This is a genomic window from Kribbella sp. NBC_01510 (genome assembly GCF_045040325.1).
GTDB lineage: Bacteria > Actinomycetota > Actinomycetes > Propionibacteriales > Kribbellaceae > Kribbella.
In genome coordinates this window covers 2114075-2131706 of the sequence record NZ_CP109418.1, presented here as the reverse complement: position 1 = coordinate 2131706, position 17632 = coordinate 2114075, and the positions used below count along the sequence as shown (strand labels likewise).

General features: G+C 68.1%; 17 protein-coding genes. 7 read left to right on the top strand and 10 right to left on the bottom strand.

Annotated features, from left to right (window positions below; genetic code table 11):
• Positions 1–56: 56 nt before the first annotated feature.
• Positions 57–1277, top strand: coding sequence for an ATP-dependent Clp protease ATP-binding subunit ClpX (clpX, locus tag OG558_RS10625; protein ID WP_405072141.1), 1221 nt, complete (start codon positions 57–59; stop codon positions 1275–1277).
• 516 nt (positions 1278–1793) lie between these two features.
• Here the strand turns inward: clpX and OG558_RS10620 are convergent.
• The 3 genes from OG558_RS10620 to OG558_RS10610 form a co-directional block, all read right to left on the bottom strand.
• The gene (locus tag OG558_RS10620; protein WP_405070064.1) at positions 1794–2336 is read right to left on the bottom strand and encodes a GrpB family protein; all 543 of its coding nucleotides are present in this window, start codon (positions 2334–2336) and stop codon (positions 1794–1796) included.
• Positions 2333–2728 carry a RidA family protein gene (locus OG558_RS10615; RefSeq protein ID WP_405070063.1) on the bottom strand — a complete coding sequence of 132 codons (396 nt, stop codon included), beginning with the start codon at positions 2726–2728 and terminating at the stop codon, positions 2333–2335. Before OG558_RS10615 ends, OG558_RS10620 begins: the two co-directional genes overlap by 4 nt.
• 75 nt (positions 2729–2803) lie before the next feature.
• Entirely contained in the window at positions 2804–3883 is a 1080-nt protein-coding gene (locus OG558_RS10610) for a sn-glycerol-3-phosphate ABC transporter ATP-binding protein UgpC (RefSeq protein WP_329483017.1), read from the bottom strand.
• Positions 3884–4078: 195 nt separating this feature from the next.
• Here OG558_RS10610 and OG558_RS10605 point away from each other — a divergent pair, with 195 nt between their 5' ends.
• Positions 4079–4642 carry a helix-turn-helix domain-containing protein gene (locus OG558_RS10605; RefSeq protein WP_328524749.1) on the top strand — a complete coding sequence of 188 codons (564 nt, stop codon included), beginning with the start codon at positions 4079–4081 and terminating at the stop codon, positions 4640–4642.
• A complete protein-coding gene (locus OG558_RS10600) occupies positions 4635–5468 on the top strand; it encodes an SRPBCC family protein (RefSeq protein WP_329483016.1) in 834 nt (277 codons plus the stop codon). The genes OG558_RS10605 and OG558_RS10600 overlap by 8 nt, the downstream gene beginning before the upstream one ends.
• Here OG558_RS10600 and OG558_RS10595 read toward each other — a convergent pair.
• Positions 5465–6367 carry a LysR family transcriptional regulator gene (locus tag OG558_RS10595; protein WP_405070062.1) on the bottom strand — a complete coding sequence of 301 codons (903 nt, stop codon included), beginning with the start codon at positions 6365–6367 and terminating at the stop codon, positions 5465–5467. The two genes, OG558_RS10600 and OG558_RS10595, sit on opposite strands and share 4 nt — an antisense overlap.
• Before the next feature lie 81 nt (positions 6368–6448).
• Here OG558_RS10595 and OG558_RS10590 point away from each other — a divergent pair, with 81 nt between their 5' ends.
• Positions 6449–7678, top strand: a complete 1230-nt coding sequence (locus tag OG558_RS10590) for an MFS transporter (protein ID WP_405070061.1) — start codon at positions 6449–6451, stop codon at positions 7676–7678.
• Between the two features lie 25 nt (positions 7679–7703).
• Here the strand turns inward: OG558_RS10590 and OG558_RS10585 are convergent, their stop codons facing one another.
• The 3 genes from OG558_RS10585 to OG558_RS10575 are packed head-to-tail and all read right to left on the bottom strand — an operon-like array spanning position 7704 to position 11499.
• The gene (locus OG558_RS10585; protein WP_329483013.1) at positions 7704–8114 is read right to left on the bottom strand and encodes a VOC family protein; all 411 of its coding nucleotides are present in this window, start codon (positions 8112–8114) and stop codon (positions 7704–7706) included.
• A gap of 18 nt (positions 8115–8132) precedes the next feature.
• Positions 8133–10298 carry an RNA polymerase recycling motor ATPase HelR gene (gene helR / locus OG558_RS10580; protein ID WP_405070060.1) on the bottom strand — a complete coding sequence of 722 codons (2166 nt, stop codon included), beginning with the start codon at positions 10296–10298 and terminating at the stop codon, positions 8133–8135.
• A 1-nt stretch (position 10299) separates the two neighbouring features.
• Positions 10300–11499 carry a glycosyltransferase gene (locus tag OG558_RS10575; protein ID WP_405070059.1) on the bottom strand — a complete coding sequence of 400 codons (1200 nt, stop codon included), beginning with the start codon at positions 11497–11499 and terminating at the stop codon, positions 10300–10302.
• Positions 11500–11651: 152 nt separating this feature from the next.
• On the opposite strand from OG558_RS10575, the gene OG558_RS10570 reads away from it, so the two are divergent.
• Entirely contained in the window at positions 11652–12509 is an 858-nt protein-coding gene (locus tag OG558_RS10570) for a phosphotransferase enzyme family protein (RefSeq protein WP_405070058.1), read from the top strand.
• Positions 12510–12529: 20 nt separating this feature from the next.
• Positions 12530–13219 carry a dienelactone hydrolase family protein gene (locus OG558_RS10565; protein ID WP_405070057.1) on the top strand — a complete coding sequence of 230 codons (690 nt, stop codon included), beginning with the start codon at positions 12530–12532 and terminating at the stop codon, positions 13217–13219.
• 21 nt (positions 13220–13240) lie between these two features.
• Here OG558_RS10565 and OG558_RS10560 read toward each other — a convergent pair whose 3' ends face one another.
• Positions 13241–14173: an AraC family transcriptional regulator gene (locus OG558_RS10560; protein WP_405070056.1), complete on the bottom strand. Its 933-nt coding sequence runs from the start codon at positions 14171–14173 to the stop codon at positions 13241–13243.
• Between the two features lie 90 nt (positions 14174–14263).
• On the opposite strand from OG558_RS10560, the gene OG558_RS10555 reads away from it, so the two are divergent.
• Complete coding sequence (locus OG558_RS10555; RefSeq protein ID WP_405070054.1) at positions 14264–15109, top strand: NAD(P)H-binding protein; 846 nt, start codon at positions 14264–14266, stop codon at positions 15107–15109.
• A 689-nt stretch (positions 15110–15798) separates the two neighbouring features.
• Here the strand turns inward: OG558_RS10555 and OG558_RS10550 are convergent.
• Positions 15799–16611: an ABC transporter permease gene (locus OG558_RS10550; protein WP_405070053.1), complete on the bottom strand. Its 813-nt coding sequence runs from the start codon at positions 16609–16611 to the stop codon at positions 15799–15801.
• Entirely contained in the window at positions 16611–17579 is a 969-nt protein-coding gene (locus tag OG558_RS10545) for an ATP-binding cassette domain-containing protein (protein ID WP_405070052.1), read from the bottom strand. Before OG558_RS10545 ends, OG558_RS10550 begins: the two co-directional genes overlap by 1 nt.
• Between the last annotated feature and the right edge of the window lie 53 nt (positions 17580–17632).

Below are 17632 nucleotides of genomic sequence, written 5' to 3'. Positions count from 1 at the left end.
AGCACCCAGATGTTGCTATCATCTGGATGATCATAACATCCGAGAAGGCGGTGCCGATGGCGGCCGAGGTGCTGAAGTGCACGTTCTGCGGCAAGAGTCAGCAGCAGGTCGGCAAGCTGATCGCCGGCCCCAGCCCGCTGTGCATCTGCGACGGCTGCGTCGAGCTGTGCAACGAGCTGATCGTCGACGGGGACCTCGCTGACATCAGCGACGACCTGCCCGCGCGACTGCCGAAGCCGCGCGAGATCCGGGAGTTCCTCGACAGCTACGTGATCGGCCAGGACGAGGCCAAGAAGGCGTTGGCCGTTGCCGTCTACAACCACTACAAACGGCATCGGGCGAAGAGCACGGACGTCGAGTTCGGCAAGTCCAACATCCTGCTGATCGGACCCACTGGCTCCGGCAAGACCCACCTCGCGCAGACGCTGGCCCGGATGCTCGACGTACCGTTCGCCATCGCGGACGCGACCGCGCTGACCGAGGCCGGGTACGTCGGTGAGGACGTCGAGAACATCCTGCTCAAGCTGATCCAGGCCGCCGACTTCGACCTCCGCAAGGCCGAGACCGGCATCATCTACATCGACGAGATCGACAAGATCGCCCGCAAGAGCGAGAACTCGTCGATCACCCGCGACGTCTCCGGCGAGGGTGTCCAGCAGGCGTTGCTGAAGATGCTCGAGGGTACGACGGCCTCCGTCCCGCCGCAGGGTGGTCGCAAGCACCCGCAGCAGGAGTTCCTGCAGATCGATACGACCAGGATCCTGTTCATCGTCAGCGGTGCCTTCGACGGCCTCGAGGAACTGATCGCCCGCCGCACCCGCCCGACGAGCGCAGGTTTCGGCCCGTCGATCGAGCAGTCGTCACCGGCGAAGGTGATGCCGGAGGACTTGGTGAAGTTCGGCCTGATCCCCGAGTTCGTCGGCCGGCTCCCGATCGTCACGACGGTCCCCGCGCTCGACCGCGATGCGCTGGTCCGCATCCTCACCGAGCCGCGCAACGCCCTGGTCAAGCAGTACCGCAAGCTCTTCCGCCTGGATGGCGTCGACCTCGAGTTCACTCCCGACGCGGTCGAGGCGATCGCCGACCTCGCCCTCCTTCGCCGCACCGGCGCCCGCGCACTGCGCGCCATCCTCGAGGAGGTCCTCCTCCCGGTGATGTACGACGTACCGAGCCGCGACGACATCGAGAGAGTCGTGGTGGACCGCGACGCCGTCGACCGCAACACCAATCCGACCCTGATCCCGCGCACCCAACCCCGCCGCAGACGAACGGCCTGAACCGGCGCGGTCATATCCGGGGTTCTCCCCTGATCTGGTCCCTTCCCCCTCGGAATGCGGCGGGAGAAGGGTGCATCTGCGGGGTTCTCCTCTCAAATGGCGCTCGCGGGTCGCGGCGTGGGTGGTCGGCGGTCTGCGTGTGTTGGTCGGAGGATGGACCCAGATCCGGTGACCTGGGGCACCCGGTGGTGTGGGCCGGTGTGGTGCAGCTCGACAGGAAGTGTCGGCCGGGCCCTGCCCGGGCCGGCCGGTTTCACGCCTGAATACCTCCGCCGACCAGTTGCGCTGAACCGACACTTCCTGTCGACCTTGCACCCCAGCCACCCGAACCTCACCAGCTAGGCCGGATCCCGGACCTCCGCCCACATCACCGACACATCCAGCAGCAGAGCCAGTTCTCCCCTGAAGTTGACCCCGCACAAGTCTCCGCGCCGACCGGTTCGTCGATGCCCTGGACGACTCCGGCCGAGCTGCGCGAGGCGTACGAGCCTGACGCTTGGAGCCGGCTGACGGAGCTCAGGACCCGGTACGACGCGGACCGCCGACTGGTAGCGAACCACCAGCTGTAGCGATCAGCTCCTCGACCAGCGCCGACTTCCCATCGACGTAGGCCGGGCGGTCCGTGGTCAGCAGATGTGCGAGCTCGCGCTTGCGGACGGCGTACCGTTCCCGGTCGGCGGCGTTCGTCCGCAGGTGGTCGCGGAGCACGGTGTGGTCCCGGTGCGGTTTGTTGCCTTCGACAACGACGTACAGATGGTAGTAGTGGTCGGCATCAGGTGGGAGCGCGAAGGCCTCCCGTCCAGGAATCCCCCGGTCGCCTTCATGGTGGTAGCCGGCGGCAACGAGTCGTTCGATGGCCGGCGGCACCAGCTCGGCCGCGGGGACCACGACGTCCACGTCGATGATCGGTTTGGCGGCGAGCCCTGGTACGGCGGTGCTGCCGACGTGTTCGACCTGGTGTGGCAGGTCACCCAGGTACGGCGTGAGTCGCGCCCGGATCTCCTCGAACCACAGCGGCCAGCGCGGGTCGTACTCGACGACCTCGGCGGGGACGATCACAAAGCCGCCGTGACGTCGATCTCGACGAGCTGACCCGGGAAGCCCAGCTGGGCGACACCAAGCAGCGTGCTGGCCGAGGTGAAGGCCGGCGCGAGCGGCGATGCGTTGAGCTGCGTCCAGACGGCTGCGAGATCCTCGCGCAGCGGGCTGGCGACATAGATGACGGTCCGTACGACGTCCTCCGGGGAGGCGCCGGCGGACTCGAGCGCAGTCAGGATGTTGCGAATCACCTGCGCGGTCTGGCCCTCGAGCCCGCCCGCGGCCAGGTCACCCGACGGCTGCAGCGGGCACTGCCCGGCCAGGTAGATCAGCGTCTCCGCCTGAACCTTCGTCACATGGTGATACCCAGGCGTCGGGTGCAGTCCGCCCGGATTGGTCCGCTTGATCGTCACCTTCCAGACCTAACGCGACGACGCCTTCCCCGGTCAACAGCTTTTGCCGGGGAAGGCGTCGTACTGGACCGCGGGTCAGGCGGTCAGCCGCTCCTCGGTGGAGGTTGAGAAGAGGTGCAGCTTGTCGGCGTCCGGGGCCAGGTGCACGAGAGTGCCCTTGTCGTTGTGGAGGCGGGTGCCGATCCGGGCGATGATCTGCTGCTTCTCGTCGGTGTGCTCCGCGGTGCCGTACAGGAACGCGTCCGAGCCGAGCTCCTCGATCACGGCGACCTTCACCGGCAGACCCTCGTCGGCCAGGTGGAACGCTTCCGGGCGGATGCCGAGCGTCAGCGTCTTGTCGTCGCCGGCCTTGGCCAGCAGGCTGCGTTCGATCGGTACGACGTAGTCGCCGATCTTGGCGCCGCCGTCGGTGATCTCGGCCTCGATCAGGTTCATCGCGGGGGAGCCGATGAAGCCGGCCACGAACTTGTTCTTCGGCCGGTCGTAGAGGTTCAGCGGGGTGTCGACCTGCTGGAGCAGACCGTCCTTCAGTACGGCGACCCGGTCGCCCATCGTCATGGCCTCGACCTGGTCGTGGGTGACGTAGACGGTGGTGACGCCGAGGCGGTGCTGGAGTTCCGCGATCTGGGTGCGGGTCTGGACGCGGAGTTTGGCGTCGAGGTTGGACAGCGGCTCGTCCATCAGGAAGACCTGCGGGTTACGGACGATGGCGCGGCCCATGGCGACGCGCTGGCGCTGGCCGCCGGACAGGGCCTTCGGCTTGCGGTCGAGGTACTCCTCGAGGCCGAGCAGCTTGGCGGCTTCCTGGACGCGCTTGGCCCGTTCGTCCTTGTGGATGCCCTGCATCTTGAGGGCGAAGCCCATGTTGTCCGCGACGCTCATATGTGGGTACAGCGCGTAGTTCTGGAACACCATCGCGATGTCGCGTTCCTTCGGCGGGCTGTTGGTCACGTCGCGATCGCCGATGTAGATCGAGCCCTCGTTCACCTCTTCGAGCCCGGCCAGCATCCGCAGCGCCGTCGACTTGCCGGAGCCCGACGGTCCGACGAGCACCATGAACTCGCCGTCGGAGATGTCGAGATCGAGCCTGTCCACAGCGGGGGTGTCGGTGCCCGGGTACACCCGGGTGGCTCCCTTGAACGAGACAGTTGCCATGTCGCGCTTCCTTTCCTCCGCCGGCAGGAACGTGCCGGACGATCCGTAGCAAAGGCCCCCAGGGCTGGGCGTCTTGCTTCGGTGATCCATCACCAAAGCACTGGGTTCAACGACCGAACGCCGATTTACATTCCCGGGTGATGGAACTCCGGCGCATTGACAAGTCAGATTTTTACGTACAAACTTTTTTGTGTGATGAGAGACGTGATGCACCTGGAGCAGCTCGAGCAGGCCGAGGCGCTGTTCAAGCCGCAGCGGATCGAGGTGCTGCGGCGGCTCGCGGAGCCGCACACCTGTGGTGAGGTGGCCGAGCAGCTCGGGCAGACTCCGCAGCGCGTCTACTACCACGTGAAGCGCCTCGTCGACGCCGGGCTGGTGACGCTCGTGGAAGAGCGCAAGGTGCGCGGCGTCCACGAGGGCATCTACCAGGCGACCGCCCGCACGTACTGGCTGTCGCCCCGGCTCGTGGGCCGGATCGGTGGCCTCCGCCGGGCCCGCGACGAGCTGAGCCTCGGCTACCTGCTGGACCTGATGGAAGAGGTCCAGACCGACATCGCCGCGCTGGACCGGGCAGCTCCGGAGCTGCCGTCCATCGGGGTCTCCGGTGAGATCCGGGTCCCACCGGACCAACGGCGGGAGTTCTTCCAGGACCTGCGCACCACGCTGCAGGACCTCTTCGAGCGCTACGGCGGCGCCGAGGGCGACGCCTTCAAGCTGGCCGTGGCGTGCTACCCCAAGGGAGACCAAGATCATGACTGAACCGCTCATTCTGCAAGCCCGCGCACAGGCCGGCATCGACGACGTCCGGCAGGCGCTGACCGACCCCAAGGCGCTCAACGTCTGGCTCGGCGAGCACTCGACCGTCGACCTGCCCGGGACCTTCGAGTTCTGGGGCCGCTACATCCCGGACGGCGACGCCCCGCATCAGCGAGTCCTGGCGTACGACGACCGCACGCTGCGGTTGGCGTGGTTGCTCGACGGCGAGGAGACCACGACCGAGATCACGCTGATCCCCGAGGGCGATGACTCCACCGTCGTCCGGCTGTCCCAGAGTCACTTCGACTTTGCGGACGCGATCAGCGGCGCGACCATTCGCGGCGTACTGCAGACCTTCTGGTCGCTCGCCCTCGCCAACCTGGTCGACTACCTGGACGGGCGCGAGCTGACCACCCGGCCCGACTTCACCTCGCCCGTGTTCACCGGCGAGGCACTGATCGACGCGCCGCTGGCGCAGGTGTACGCGTCACTGACCGAGTCCGAGAAGGCGTCCGCCTGGTTCGGTTTCCCGATCGGGATCGAGCCGTACGCCGGTGGCCGGTTCGCGATGGGCGGATTCGACGCCGGCCCGGGCGCGACGGTGGTCGAGGTGGTCGAGGGCCGCACGATGTCCGTCGACTGGGGACCGACCGGGATCAGCACCTGGGAGCTGGCCGAGTCCGACGGCAAGACCCGGCTCACCTTCGTGATGAGCGGGTTCGACGAGTCCAACCCGCCGTACGGCGCCTGGCTCGGCTGGCTCAGCGGGGTCGCGTCACTGCGCCGCTTCAACGAGCAGAAGAACTGGCAGTCAATCTGGGTTTCCTAGAAGTACGCGCCGCCGGGGCGGATCGAGTCGGTGAGGAGATCGAGCAGGGCGGTCACCGCTCTGCTCGATCGCCGACCGCTGGCCGTGACCACGGACAACGTCCAGGTCAGGTCGGTCCCGGCGATGGGGAGTTGGGTGACGCCTGGCGCCCTGGCCGGCTCCAGTTCCGGTACGACGGCGACGCCGAGGCCGACGCGGACGTAGTCGGGGATCGTGGTCAGCTCCGGCACCTCGACCTGGACCCGCCGCGGGATGCCGGCGTTCTCGAAGGTCCGGTCGACCATGCTGCGGTTACCGAACCCGAGCGGCATGTCGACGAACCGCTCACCGGCCAGCTCCTCGAGCCGCACGTCCGGCTCCTTCGCGAGCGGGTGCGACGACGGCAGCAGGACGACGAACGGCACCGTGGCGAGATCGCGAATCTCGAGTCCGTACAGCTCCGGCTTCGCCAGGCCGACCAGGGCCACATCGAGTCGACCATGACGTACGTCGTCCGCCAGGCCACTCGATCCGGTCGGCGACGTCGCCACCTGAACGTTGACCAGCGGGTACTTCTGGTGAAACGCCCCCAGCAGCTCGGCGAGGTTGACCAGGTTCAGTCGCGCCAGCGTGCCGATCCGGATATTGCCCCGGAGGCCGGTCGACGCCTCCTCGACCACTGCCCGCGCCCGGTCCAGCGCCTCCAGCGCAGCCTTTGCCTCCGGCAACAAAGCCTGGCCGGCCGCGGACAGTGTCACGCGCCGGGTCGAGCGGTCGAACAGCGTGGTCTTCAGGTCTGTCTCGAGGGCGCGGACGGCGGCCGACACCGTGGACTGGACCGTGAACATCCGGTGCGCCGCCCGGGTGAAGCTCAGCTCCTCGGCGACGGCGACGAAGTACTCGAGCTGCCGGCTGTCCACGGGGCAATTATCGAACTTCTCGATAAGAGCGTGCAAGAACTTTCGTTGGACTCGATAGATGAGGCGAGCGACGCTGGGAACATGTCCACCTTGACTGGTTCGCGTGCGCTGGTGTCGACTTCCCGCGTGCGGTTCGCTCACGGGCCCGGTTTCTGGGTGATCGCCGCAGCCTTCCTGATCACGATGGCGTTCTCCACGGTCCCGACTCCGCTCTATGCGATCTACCAGCAGCGCGACGGCTTTCCGACGTACATGATCACCGTCATCTTCGCGAGCTACGCGGTCGGCGTGATGGCGTCGCTGTACCTGGCCGGTCACATCAGCGACTGGCTCGGCCGTCGCCGGGTCGCGCTGGTCGCCGTACTCACGGAAGCGTTGGCGGCGGCCGTGTTCCTGCTCTGGCAGGATGTGCCCGGGTTGCTGCTCGCGCGCTTCATCTGCGGGGTCGGTGTCGGTGTGCTGACCGCGACCGCCACCGCGCACCTGTCCGAGCTGCGGCAGATCGCACGCCCCGATGAGGATCCGAGCCGGTCGGCGCTGATCTCGAGCACGGTGAACCTCGGCGGGCTCGCGTTCGGTCCGCTGGTGGGCGGGTTGCTGGCGCAGTACGTCGCGTCTCCGCTCGAGCGCCCGTACGAGATCTTCCTGGTGTTGCTGCTGCTGAGCGCGGTCGGGATCGCGTTGGTGCCGGAGACTGTGGAGCGGTTGGAGGAGCGGCCCCCGTACCGGCCGCAGCGGGTGGCGTTGCCGTCGTCGGCGAAGCCGCTGTTCTTCGCGTCGGCGATCGGGGCGTTTGCGGCCTTTGCGATCTTCGGGCTGTTCACGTCGCTGGCGCCGACGTTCCTGGCCGGGACGTTGCACCACACCTCGCGGGTGCTTGCCGGTGTGGTCACCTTCGCGGTCTTCATCGCAGGCGCCGCCAGTCAGGTCGTGTTCGTCCGCCTCACCCGCCGGCACCAGCTTCGCCTCGGTCTGGCGGCAATGTCGGTGGGCCTGGTCGGCGTCGCTGTCGGTGGTCTGCTCCCCAGCCTGTGGACCTTCATCCTCGGAGGCGTCATCGCCGGCGCCGGCGTAGGCCTCGTCTTCCGCGGCGCCGTAGCCACCGCCGCCTCGCTCGCCGACCCCGCCTCCCGCGGCGAAGTCCTCGCCGCGCTCTTCCTCATCGCGTACGCCGGGTTGGCGATCCCCGTCCTCGCCATCGGCCTGGGCATAGCCCTCCTCCCCGCCGAAGTAGCCCTCCTCCTCTTCACCGCCCTCATCCTCATCCTGGTCAACACCGCAGTACTCCGCATGCTCGCCGCCAACAAGTAATCCCCGGAGAACGCACACTGATCGGTCAGGGCGTCGTGGGTTGGACGTCGGTGACGGTGCCATCGGGCGTGGTGGTGTACACGCCCTTCGACAGGTCTACGAGGATCAGGGTGTTGCCGAAGGGGTCTTGGATGACCGCGGCTCGGCCTACGGGGATGTCCAGGGGGCCGGTGAGGACGGTGCCGCCGTGGGTGGTGATGTGGGTGAGGGCTGTCGGTACGTCGTCGACGAGCCAGTTGGGTTCGTAGGGGCGGGTCGTGGTCAGGACGAGTTCGCTGTCGCCGTCGGGTAGTTGCAGGCCGGCTTGGCCGATGGCGTCGTTTCGCCACAGGAGCCGGTGGCCGAGGGCCTCGCCATAGAAGGCGAGACCCTCGGCCAGGCTGGGGACTGGAACCTGTACTGCGTCTACTCGTCGCAGGAGACCGTCGTTAGGCATACCCCAGCATGCGGGATATCAGGGTGTGGTGAGGATGACTAGTTGTTGGGTGGCTCGGGTCATGGCGACGTAGCGGTCCACTGCGCCTTCGATGCCTTCGCCGAAGGACTCGGGGTTGATGAGGATGACCAGGTCGAACTCGAGGCCCTTGGAGAGTTCCGGGGTCAGGGATCGGACTCGGCCCGTGTCCTGGACGGTGGGGTCGCCGATGACGCAGGCGATGCCTTCGGTGTGGTCGGCGAGCCAGGTGTCGAGGATCGAGGTCAGGTCCGCGGTGGATCCGTGGATGACGGGGGCGTCGCCGGTGCGGATGGAGGTGGGGACGTTGGCGTCGGGGAGGACGGCCCGGATGACCGGCTCGGCTTCGGTCATGATCTGTTCTGGCGTCCGGTAGTTGATGGTCAGGGAGGCCAGGTTGATCCGGTCGAGGCCGATTCGCTCGAGGCGTTCCTGCCAGGATTCCGTGAAGCCGTGCCGGGCCTGGGCGCGGTCGCCGACGATGGTGAAACTGCGGGACGGGCAGCGGAGCAGCAGCATCTGCCATTCGGCGTCGGTGAGTTCCTGGGCCTCGTCCACGACGATGTGCGCGAACGGGCCGGCGAGCAGGTCCGGGTCCGCGGTGGGGAGCGCGGACACGTCGACCAGGGCCTCCTGGATGTCTTGGCCACGCAACATCGGCGCCCACGCGTCGTCCGCGTCGGCGGACTCGAGGATGTGGTCGATGACGTCGGTCATGCGTTCGCGTTCGACTGCGGCGGCGGCCTTCTGCCGGCGCTTTCGCCGGGAGGCCTCGGGGTCGCCGAGTCGCTGCCGCGCCGCGTCCAGGAGCGGCAGGTCAGACGCTGTCCACGCCTGCGAGTCCGCGCGCTGCAGCTTCTTGACCTCTTCAGGGCTGAGCCACGGAGCGCACATGCGCAGGTAGGCCGGCACCGACCACAGGTCTCCGACGAGGTCGGTCGGTTCGATCAGCGGCCACGCTCGGCCGAAGGCATCGACCAGGTCCTCGTTCCGCTCGAGGGATCTGCGCACGAGGTCGATCGAGACATCGTCGTCCTCGTACTCCTTCTCGTGCTTGTCCAGCAGGATCGTGATCAGCTCTTCCCAGACCTGGTCGCGCGCCTCGTTGTGCGGCGTCGCGGGGTCCGCTGCTCCGAAGGCCTCGGCCCAGTCGGCGGGGCTGACCCGGAGATCGGACCAGTGGGTCTCGACCGTCATCGCCTTGGTGGGCACTTCCTCGTAAAGCTTCACGGCCGGTTCGATCGCCCTCACCATGTCCGCGGACGCCTTCAACCGGGCGATGTCCGGGTCGGCCTCGGCCGGTGCGGTGGGCCCCTCGGGCAGGAGGTCTCGCAGCGTGCAGGTCTGCACACCTTCCTCGCCGAGGCTGGGGAGTACGTCGGACACGTACGCCAGGTAAGGCTGGTGCGGACCGACGAACAGTACGCCGCCACGCCGATGGCCGAGGCGTGGATCGGAGTACAGAAGGTACGCCGTACGGTGCAGTGCCACGACTGTCTTACCCGTACCGGGACCACCGTCGACGACGAGCGCGCCGCGAGAACCCGCGCGGATGATCGCGTCCTGATCGGCCTGGATGGTGCCCAGTACGTCGCGCATCCGGGGCGACCGGTTGCTGCCCAGGCTGGCGATGAACGCGGACTGGTCGTCGAGCGCCGCTGCGTGCCCGTCGAACCCGTCCGAGGTGAACACCTCGTCCCAGTAGTCGCTGATCCGGCCGCGGGTCCAGCGGTACCGGCGGCGGCTGGACAGCCCCATCGGGTTGGCGTGCGTCGCTCCGAAGAACGGCTCGGCCGCGGGGGAACGCCAGTCGATCAGCAGCCGGCGACCGGTGCTGTCGGTGAGGCCGAGGCGTCCGACGTACAAGGCCTCGGAGTTGTCCGCGCTGACCATGTGTCCGAGGCACAGGTCCAGGCCGAAGCGGCGCAGGGTGCGCAGGCGAGTGGTCAGTCGGTGGATCTCCAGGTCTCGGTCCAGGGCCTCTTGGCCCTCGCCGCCCGGCGCCTTGCGGGTGGCGTCGAGGCGGTCGGACAGGTCGGCGATCGTCTGCTCGAGCGTCTCCGCGATGGCCGCGAAGTGCTGCTCGTCGGCGCCGATCAGTCTCGGGTCGGACTTGGCGGCGAGAGTGTCGGGAAGGTCGAACGCACTGGTAGTAACGGGGTTCACGTCAGCAGCTCCGATCTAGCAGCAGCTTCGCGGCCACCGCCGCTCCGTCGGTTCGGATGGTGGCGGCCACGGCGGTGGCTCGTGCGCGGGTCTCAGGGGTCAGCGCCGTCTTCAGCGCGACGGACAGGGATTCGGTGGTCGGAGTGGGACCTTCGTGGGCCGCCCCGATGCCCAGGTCGACCACCCGGCCGGCCCAGTACGACTGGTCTCCTGCTTGGGGTACGACGACTTGCGGCGCGCCGGCCAGGGCAGCGGTGGTCGTCGTACCGGCGCCGCCGTGGTGCACGACAGCGGCCACTCGGCCGAACAACTGCTGCTGGTTGACCTCGCCGATGACGAAGCAGTCCTCCTGGTCGTCGACCGCGGCCAGCCCCGCCCAGCCGCGCCCTACGAGTACGCGGCGCCCTTGCCCGCGGATCGCCTCGATGGCCACCCCGGCGATGTCCTCCGACACGTGGCGCATGCTGCCGAAGCCGACGTACACAGGTGGTTCGCCGGAGTCCAGGAAGGCCGTCAGCTCAGCCGGCAGCGGCCGCTCGTCCGGCAGGATCCACGCTCCTGTGTGTACGACGTCCAGCTCCGAGGTCTCCTGCCACGGGCCCAGGATCGGGTCCGTGGCCAGCCACGGCTGCTCGGTGAAGGTGAACGTGCGGACATCGTCCACCAGCGGCAAACCGACCGAGGCCCGGTGTGCATTGAGCGCCTCGCCGTGCATCTCGTTGAACCGCTTGGCGTTCAGCTCCCACAGCACCCGGTTGTCGGTCACCCCCGGTGGGAAGGTCTCGCCCGGCATCAGCAGCGGCGGCGCGTGATGCGGCGACGGCAGCAGGAACGGACAGAAGGTCACATACACGTACGGGATGCCCAGCTTCTCGGCCACCGACCGCGAGGCGAAGTACGCGAACCCGGTCGCCAGGACCAGGTCACACCCCTCGGCGGCCTCGGCGACCGTGTCGAACATCGCGGCGAACTCGGATACCCGCTCCGACGTCCCCGATGCCGTCGACGGCCGCACCATCGAACCCATCCGCGGGCCGACCGGCGTCAGCGGTACGCCGGCCCGCGCCAACAGCTCCGCGAAGACCTCGTCCGGCGGCGCGCACACTCGCACCTCCGCGCCGAGGTCCCGTAACTGCACCGCGAGCGCCACCACCGGTTCGACGTCGCCTCGCGATCCATACGTCGACAACACAACACGCACTGCGCAAACCCCCAAGATGTCGATCAATTCCGCCTACGGCCAGCGATTGTCCGGCACAACTGGGGGCTTGCGGCAAGTCCCCCAGTGCGCTATAAGTTAGACATGGCAAGGAGAGACTTCTCCCTGCCTTTCTTCTTGTCACGATCAAGGGGATGAATCAGGTGGTCCAGCCCGCGGATCTCGCGCGGGACTTCGGGGTGCGGGCCGGCGTACTGCGGCCGCATCCGGGCGGGTACGAGAGTGACTGCTGGGTGGCGGACGACGCCTGGTTCGTCAAGCTCTGGAAGCAGCAGGGCCATCCCCGCGGACTGAGTGTGTTGCAGGAGCTGCAGGATCTCGGTCTACCGGTGCCGGCTCCGATTCCGGCGCTGTCGGGTGCGCTCTACGCCATCCTGGATGGAAGGCCGTACGCCGTTTTCCCTTATATCCAAGGGCGTACGGCGAACCACGACGACTGGCGGGTCACAGCCCGGGCGCTCCGCCACGTCCATGACCTCGGTGATCGTCCGGACCTACCGCACGCCACCCTCGACGAGCCGGAGATTCGCGCGTTAGGTGAGCGGCTCGATCATCCCTGGATCGTCGAGCGGCGAGACGAAGTGGCTGCCGCGATTCATCGACTGGACGACACGATCGAGCGGGTGCGGTCGAGGGTGGTGCGCGAGGTCGTCTGTCATCGGGACTTCGGCGGCCTCAACCTGATCCTGGACGAGGGCAGCAACGTCGCGGCGATGCTCGACTGGGATCAGGCGGTCATCGGCCCGCGCGAGCACGACGTGTGGATCGCCGCCGAAGGACCGCACCTCGAACCGTTCCTCGCCGAGTACGGCGCTCGCGACCTCGACCTCGATCACCTCGAATATGCCCTCCTCGCCCGAGCCCTCCGCGACATGGCTGCCCGCGTTCTGGACGAGGTCGACCGCCCCGGAGTCACCACGTGGGGTTTCGATCGCATCGCCCGGCTGGACAACGACCTCGAGATCTTCCGTGCCCACTGCAGTGCGGGTTAGCGGGCTCATAGGATGCGGGTATGGGCGTGACTGTGGCGGTTGGGGAGCAGACGGCGTACTTGGCTCGAGTCGGGCACGCTGGGGTGTTGCTGTTGCCGATGATCACCGGGATCGGGGAACAGATCCGGGAGTGGGCCGACGAGTTGGCCGGGGAGGGGATCACGGCGCTGGTGTGGGATCCGTTCAAGGGGCGGAGCACCGACAACTCGACGCGGGAAGAGCTCAGTGGGCTGTTGCGGAAGATGGATGACGACACCGCGGTGGCCGAGCAGACCGAGTTGCTGGACTACCTGACCGGTGAGCTCGGGTGCAGCAAGGTCGGCGTGATCGGCTGGTGCCTGGGTGGTAGGTTCGCGTTCCTGCTCGGTGCGCGGGATCAGCGGCTGGCGAGTGTCGTCGCGTTCCACCCGACCGTGCCGTCGAAGCTGGCGCCGCATCACACGTACGACGCGATCGCGGAAGCCGCCGGGATCACCGCGCCGGTGCTTGTGAGCTACCCGAGCGCGGACACCGCCGTACCGAACGCCGACTTCGAGGCTCTCCAGACGATCCTGCAGGCTCGTCAGACCGGCGCGACGTTCACGCAGTACTTCCCCGGTGCGGACCATGGCTTCTCGGACAAGTCGCGGCACGACAAGGTCGTCAACGCGGACGCGTTCCGGCTGGCGTGGCCGCAGGCGCTCGCGTTCATGCGGTCGACAGTCAGCTAACTGCGCACACGCGTTGAGGGTTCATGCCGCCTGGCGGTGAGCGGTCGGCGTCGTACCGCGGACCCGCTTGAAGGCGACGCTCAACGCGAACGCGTTCGCGTACCCGACCCGCCGGGCGATCGTCTCGACGGTGTCCCTCGTGGCCCGTAGTTGGTCGGCGGCCAGCGTGATGCGCCACCCGGTGAGGTAGCTCATCGGCGCCTCACCGACGAGCGCGGTGAATCGGCGCGCCAGCGAGGCCCGTGACGCACCCACCCGGTCGGCGAGCTCGGTGACATTCCACGGGTACGCCGGATCCTCGTGCAGCAACCGCAATGCCGTGCCGGCGATCGGATCGGACTGCGCCTGGTACCACCCCGGCGCCTGTGACTCCGGCCGATCGAACCACGCCCGCAGCGTGGTGATCAACGCCAGGTCGAGCCATCGATCCAGCACGCTCTGCTGTCCGGCCGCGTCCCGCTGGATCTCGCTCGACACCATGTCCATCACCGAACCCGCGACGTCGGCAGCCGGTACGACGAGCACCGGCGGGAGCGCCGTGACGAGCCGGCGGCTGACGTCGCCCGCCACCTGATAGGTGCCGCTGGCAACCATCACGGCTCCCGACGCGCGGCTGCCGTACGTCCGCACCCCGAGCCGGGCGCTGTAGTCGACCGGTGCCCCAGGCAACGGTTCGCACACGCCGCCCGGGTGGATCCGCAACTGTGGCGCCGTCTCGACGCTGTCCCCGACGACGTACGGCGAGGGTCCGGTGAAGATCGCGACGTCACCCTCGGCCATCCGCACCGGCGGGATCCCGTCGCGGGTCACCCAGCCCGATCCGCGGACCAGGGTCGCCAGCGCGAGCGGTGCCTCGTCGCGGATCTCCACCGCCCACGGCGGATCCATGATCGTCAGGTTGAAGACGCCGTCCCGGGCGCGGGTCCCGGCCAGCAGGTCGTCGAGCACGTCCATGGCCCAACCCTACCTTGGCTGAGCGTCTCGAACATTGAATTGCGGCAAACAACCATGGTTCGTCTCACCAGTTGCCGGTGGACTAGACCCATGACAACAACACCGATTCTGATCCTGAGTGGTAAGGGCAAGACCGGCCGCCGCGTCGCCGCACAGCTCGAGGTACGGGGCGTCCCGTTCCGGCTTGCGTCCCGGTCCAGCGAGCAGCGCTTCGACTGGTACGACGAGAGCACCTGGTCCGCGACGATCGCCGGCGCCGACACCGCGTACCTGGCACCTCCGGTCGGCCCGACCGGCCTGGCGCAGGCCGGCCGGTTCATCCAGCAAGCGGCCGCCGAAGGTCTTCGCCGGGTGGTCCTCCTGTCCGGCCGCGGCGTCGGCAGCCCCGGCCGCGACTTCGCCGTGTACGACGGCTCGCTCGATCTGGAGCACGCGGTCCAGGCGAGTGGCGCCGATTGGACCATCGTCCAACCGGCCTGGTTCGCGCAGGGGTTCAGCGAGGACTTCCTGCGGTACCACGTGCTCGCCGGTGAGATCCGGTTGTCCGCCGGCACCGGAGCCGAGGCGTGGATCGACACCAACGACGTGGGAGACGTGATGACGGCGGCGCTGCTCGACGAGGCGTACACCGGCCAGGTCATCGCGATCTCGGGTCCGCGCCCGCTCACGATGGCCGAGGTCGCCGATGCGCTCTCGACCGCAACCGGCCGACCGATCACGTACGCCGAGCTCGAGCCCGAGAAGCATGTCGGCGAGCTGGTCGAGCAAGGTCTCACTCAGGAGGACGCCGAGGCCGTCCGCGACTTGTTCGCCGTCATCCGCAACCACCGCTCCGAGTACGTCTCCGACGGAGTCCAGCAGGTCCTCGGCCGCCCGCCGCGCGACTTCGCGGACTGGGCCCGCGAGACCGCAACGACCGGAGTCTGGGCGGTGTAGCGGACGCCAGGCACTCATCAAATCGGGCACTCACCAAAGTGAGGCTCTTCTGTTGGATGTGTGGGCGAGGTGAGCGGGGTCGGTCGGTGTGCAAGCTCGACAGGATGTGTCGGTCGAGGGGTGCTGGCCAGCGTGGCATCCACGCCTGGCCGCGCCGGATCGGCCGGCGGCAGCGCTAACACGTCCTGTCGACCTTGCACACCCCCAGCCACCGTCCGCACCCCCGGGCTGCCGGGTGTGCTGGTTCGGGATAGGGGGTGATGTCCGGGTGGGCAGGGGTGGGAGGTGCCGGGGTTGGGCCGGGCGGTTCCGGCGGGCTTGCTCCGCGCCACCGGCACCGGTGTGCTGCGCGCCGAGGGATCGGTCCACGTCTGGTGCCCTGGGACAGCCCACCGGTCCGGTCCCAGCGCTCCGTGTCGCCGCGGACATGTCCCCGACCGACCCCGTTTGATGGGTTGGCGTCCGAGATAGTGGGTTGGCGCCCGGGAATCCGGTACGGCAACCCACCACATGGGACGTCAACCCACCAAATGCGCCAGCGGGTCCTGCCAGTTGGGCGAGTTGGCGAACCGCAGGCTCAGGCAGCGGCCCGAGGGCAGTTGATGAGTGCTGGCGGTCCGCCTCCCCGCGCCTACTTGTCCGTGGGAAGGCGGATCAGCCGATCAGCGGTGCAAGGCCGTCGTCGTCGGTCAGGCGGCCGAGCGGAGCATCGACCGGATGCCGACGGTCAGTCCGGCGGCCGCGGTCACGATCGCGGCGACCCAGCCCCACAGCACCGCACTCGACAGCACCTCACCGGAGAACAGCGTCCGCTCAGCGTCGACGAGATAGGACAGCGGGTTGAACTTGGCCGCGATCCGCATCCACTCCGGCCCGGTCTCCAGCGGGAGCAGCATCCCGGACAGGATCATCAGCGGGAACAGGAACGTCTGCTGCACCATCCAGAACATCCAGTCCTGCTTGCGGACCGCGATCGCCAGCGCGTAGCTGAACGAACCCAGCCCGATCCCGAAGACCGCGAGCAGCGCCAGCCCGACCAGCGCGCCACCGACATGCAGGTCGAACGCGAACGGCGTCATCACGGCGATCACGATCACCGCCTGGCCGAACAGCGGGACCATTTCCTTCAGCGCCCGGCCGATCAGCAGCGACGACCGCGCCAGCGGTGTGACCAGCATCCGCTCGTGCGCTCCGGTCTGGAACTCGAACAACAGGTTCGCGCCGGTGGCCGACGTACCGAACAGCGTCGTCATCACGAGGATCGCCGGCACGAACCACTGCCAGACCCCGCCGCCGAGCGAACCACCCATCGACCCGGACAGCAGCGGCCCGAACAGTGCGAGAAACACGAGTGGCTGGATCATGCCGAACAGCAAGGTGAACGGATCCCGGAGGACCGGCTTCAGTTCGCGCGTCATCACGATCCGGATGTCGCGCAGCAGGTTCCGCGACGGATGCTCCGCGGTGACGGTCGGAGTGGTGGAAACAGTGAGGGTGGTCATCAGGCTGCCTTTCCATTCGAGTCTTCCCGCAAACTGCGGCCGGTCAGGTTGAGGAACACGTCGTCGAGGGTCGGGCGATGCACCTGCGCCGCCGCGACCGGTACGCCGGTCTGCTGAGCGGCCGTGATCAGCAAGGGAAGCGTCGCCGGACCGTCCGCGACCCGGACACTGAGCTCGTCGCCGACGGCAACCACCTCACGCGCCCCGGGCAACTTCTCCGCCATCGCGGCGATCTGGGAAAGATTGTCGGGAGCAACAGTCAATGCGAGCCGATCACCGGCCAGCTTGGTCTTCAGGGCATCGGCGGTGTCGTCCGCGATCACCTGACCGTTGTCGACGACAACGACCCGCTCGGCCATCGAGTCGGCCTCGTCCAGGTAGTGGGTGGTCAGCACGATCGTCATCGCGTACTGCTCGCGCATCCGCAGGATGTGGTCCCACAGGTTCGCGCGGTTCTGCGGGTCGAGGCCGGTCGACGGCTCGTCCAGGAACAGTAGCGACGGCGCGTGCACCAGCCCCATCGCGACATCCAGCCGCCGCCGCTGCCCGCCGGACAGCTCCGACACCTTGCGGTTGACGAGCTCGGTCAGCTCGAGCGCCTCCACCAGCTCGGCGGTACGGCGCTTGGCCGCCCGCCGGTCGAGTCCGTAGATCACACCCTGGCCGACGAGCTCGTCGCCGACCCGTTGCGAGTGACCCGCGCCGTTGCCCTGACCGACGTACCCGATCCGGCGGCGGACCTGGCTGGGCTGTGCGGTCACGTCGTACCCGGCGACCGTCGCCGTACCGGACGTGGGGGTGATCAGGGTGGTGAGCATGCGCAGGGTGGTCGTCTTGCCTGCACCGTTCGGGCCGAGGACCGCGACCAGTTCGCCGCGTTCGACGTCCAGGCTGATGCCGCGGACCGCGTGCACGGTCTCGGTACGGCTCACCACGAAGTCCCGGGTGAGCTCTCGCGTGCTGATCACGATGTCTCCTTCAGTCTTGGCTTGATGTCGGCGACATTTCCAGCAGAAGAGGA

What these genes read in the sequence shown, in the direction of transcription:
- clpX (WP_405072141.1), top strand. Translation starts at nt 57, where the DNA reads ATGGCGGCCGAGGTGCTGAAGTGCACGTTCTGCGGCAAGAGTCAGCAG.
- OG558_RS10605 (WP_328524749.1), top strand. Translation starts at nt 4,079, where the DNA reads ATGAGAGACGTGATGCACCTGGAGCAGCTCGAGCAGGCCGAGGCGCTG.
- OG558_RS10570 (WP_405070058.1), top strand. Translation starts at nt 11,652, where the DNA reads ATGAATCAGGTGGTCCAGCCCGCGGATCTCGCGCGGGACTTCGGGGTG.
- OG558_RS10550 (WP_405070053.1), bottom strand. Translation starts at nt 16,611, where the DNA reads ATGACCACCCTCACTGTTTCCACCACTCCGACCGTCACCGCGGAGCAT.
- OG558_RS10590 (WP_405070061.1), top strand. Translation starts at nt 6,449, where the DNA reads ATGTCCACCTTGACTGGTTCGCGTGCGCTGGTGTCGACTTCCCGCGTG.
- OG558_RS10610 (WP_329483017.1), bottom strand. Translation starts at nt 3,883, where the DNA reads ATGGCAACTGTCTCGTTCAAGGGAGCCACCCGGGTGTACCCGGGCACC.
- OG558_RS10560 (WP_405070056.1), bottom strand. Translation starts at nt 14,173, where the DNA reads ATGGACGTGCTCGACGACCTGCTGGCCGGGACCCGCGCCCGGGACGGC.
- OG558_RS10555 (WP_405070054.1), top strand. Translation starts at nt 14,264, where the DNA reads ATGACAACAACACCGATTCTGATCCTGAGTGGTAAGGGCAAGACCGGC.
- OG558_RS10600 (WP_329483016.1), top strand. Translation starts at nt 4,635, where the DNA reads ATGACTGAACCGCTCATTCTGCAAGCCCGCGCACAGGCCGGCATCGAC.
- OG558_RS10585 (WP_329483013.1), bottom strand. Translation starts at nt 8,114, where the DNA reads ATGCCTAACGACGGTCTCCTGCGACGAGTAGACGCAGTACAGGTTCCA.
- OG558_RS10565 (WP_405070057.1), top strand. Translation starts at nt 12,530, where the DNA reads ATGGGCGTGACTGTGGCGGTTGGGGAGCAGACGGCGTACTTGGCTCGA.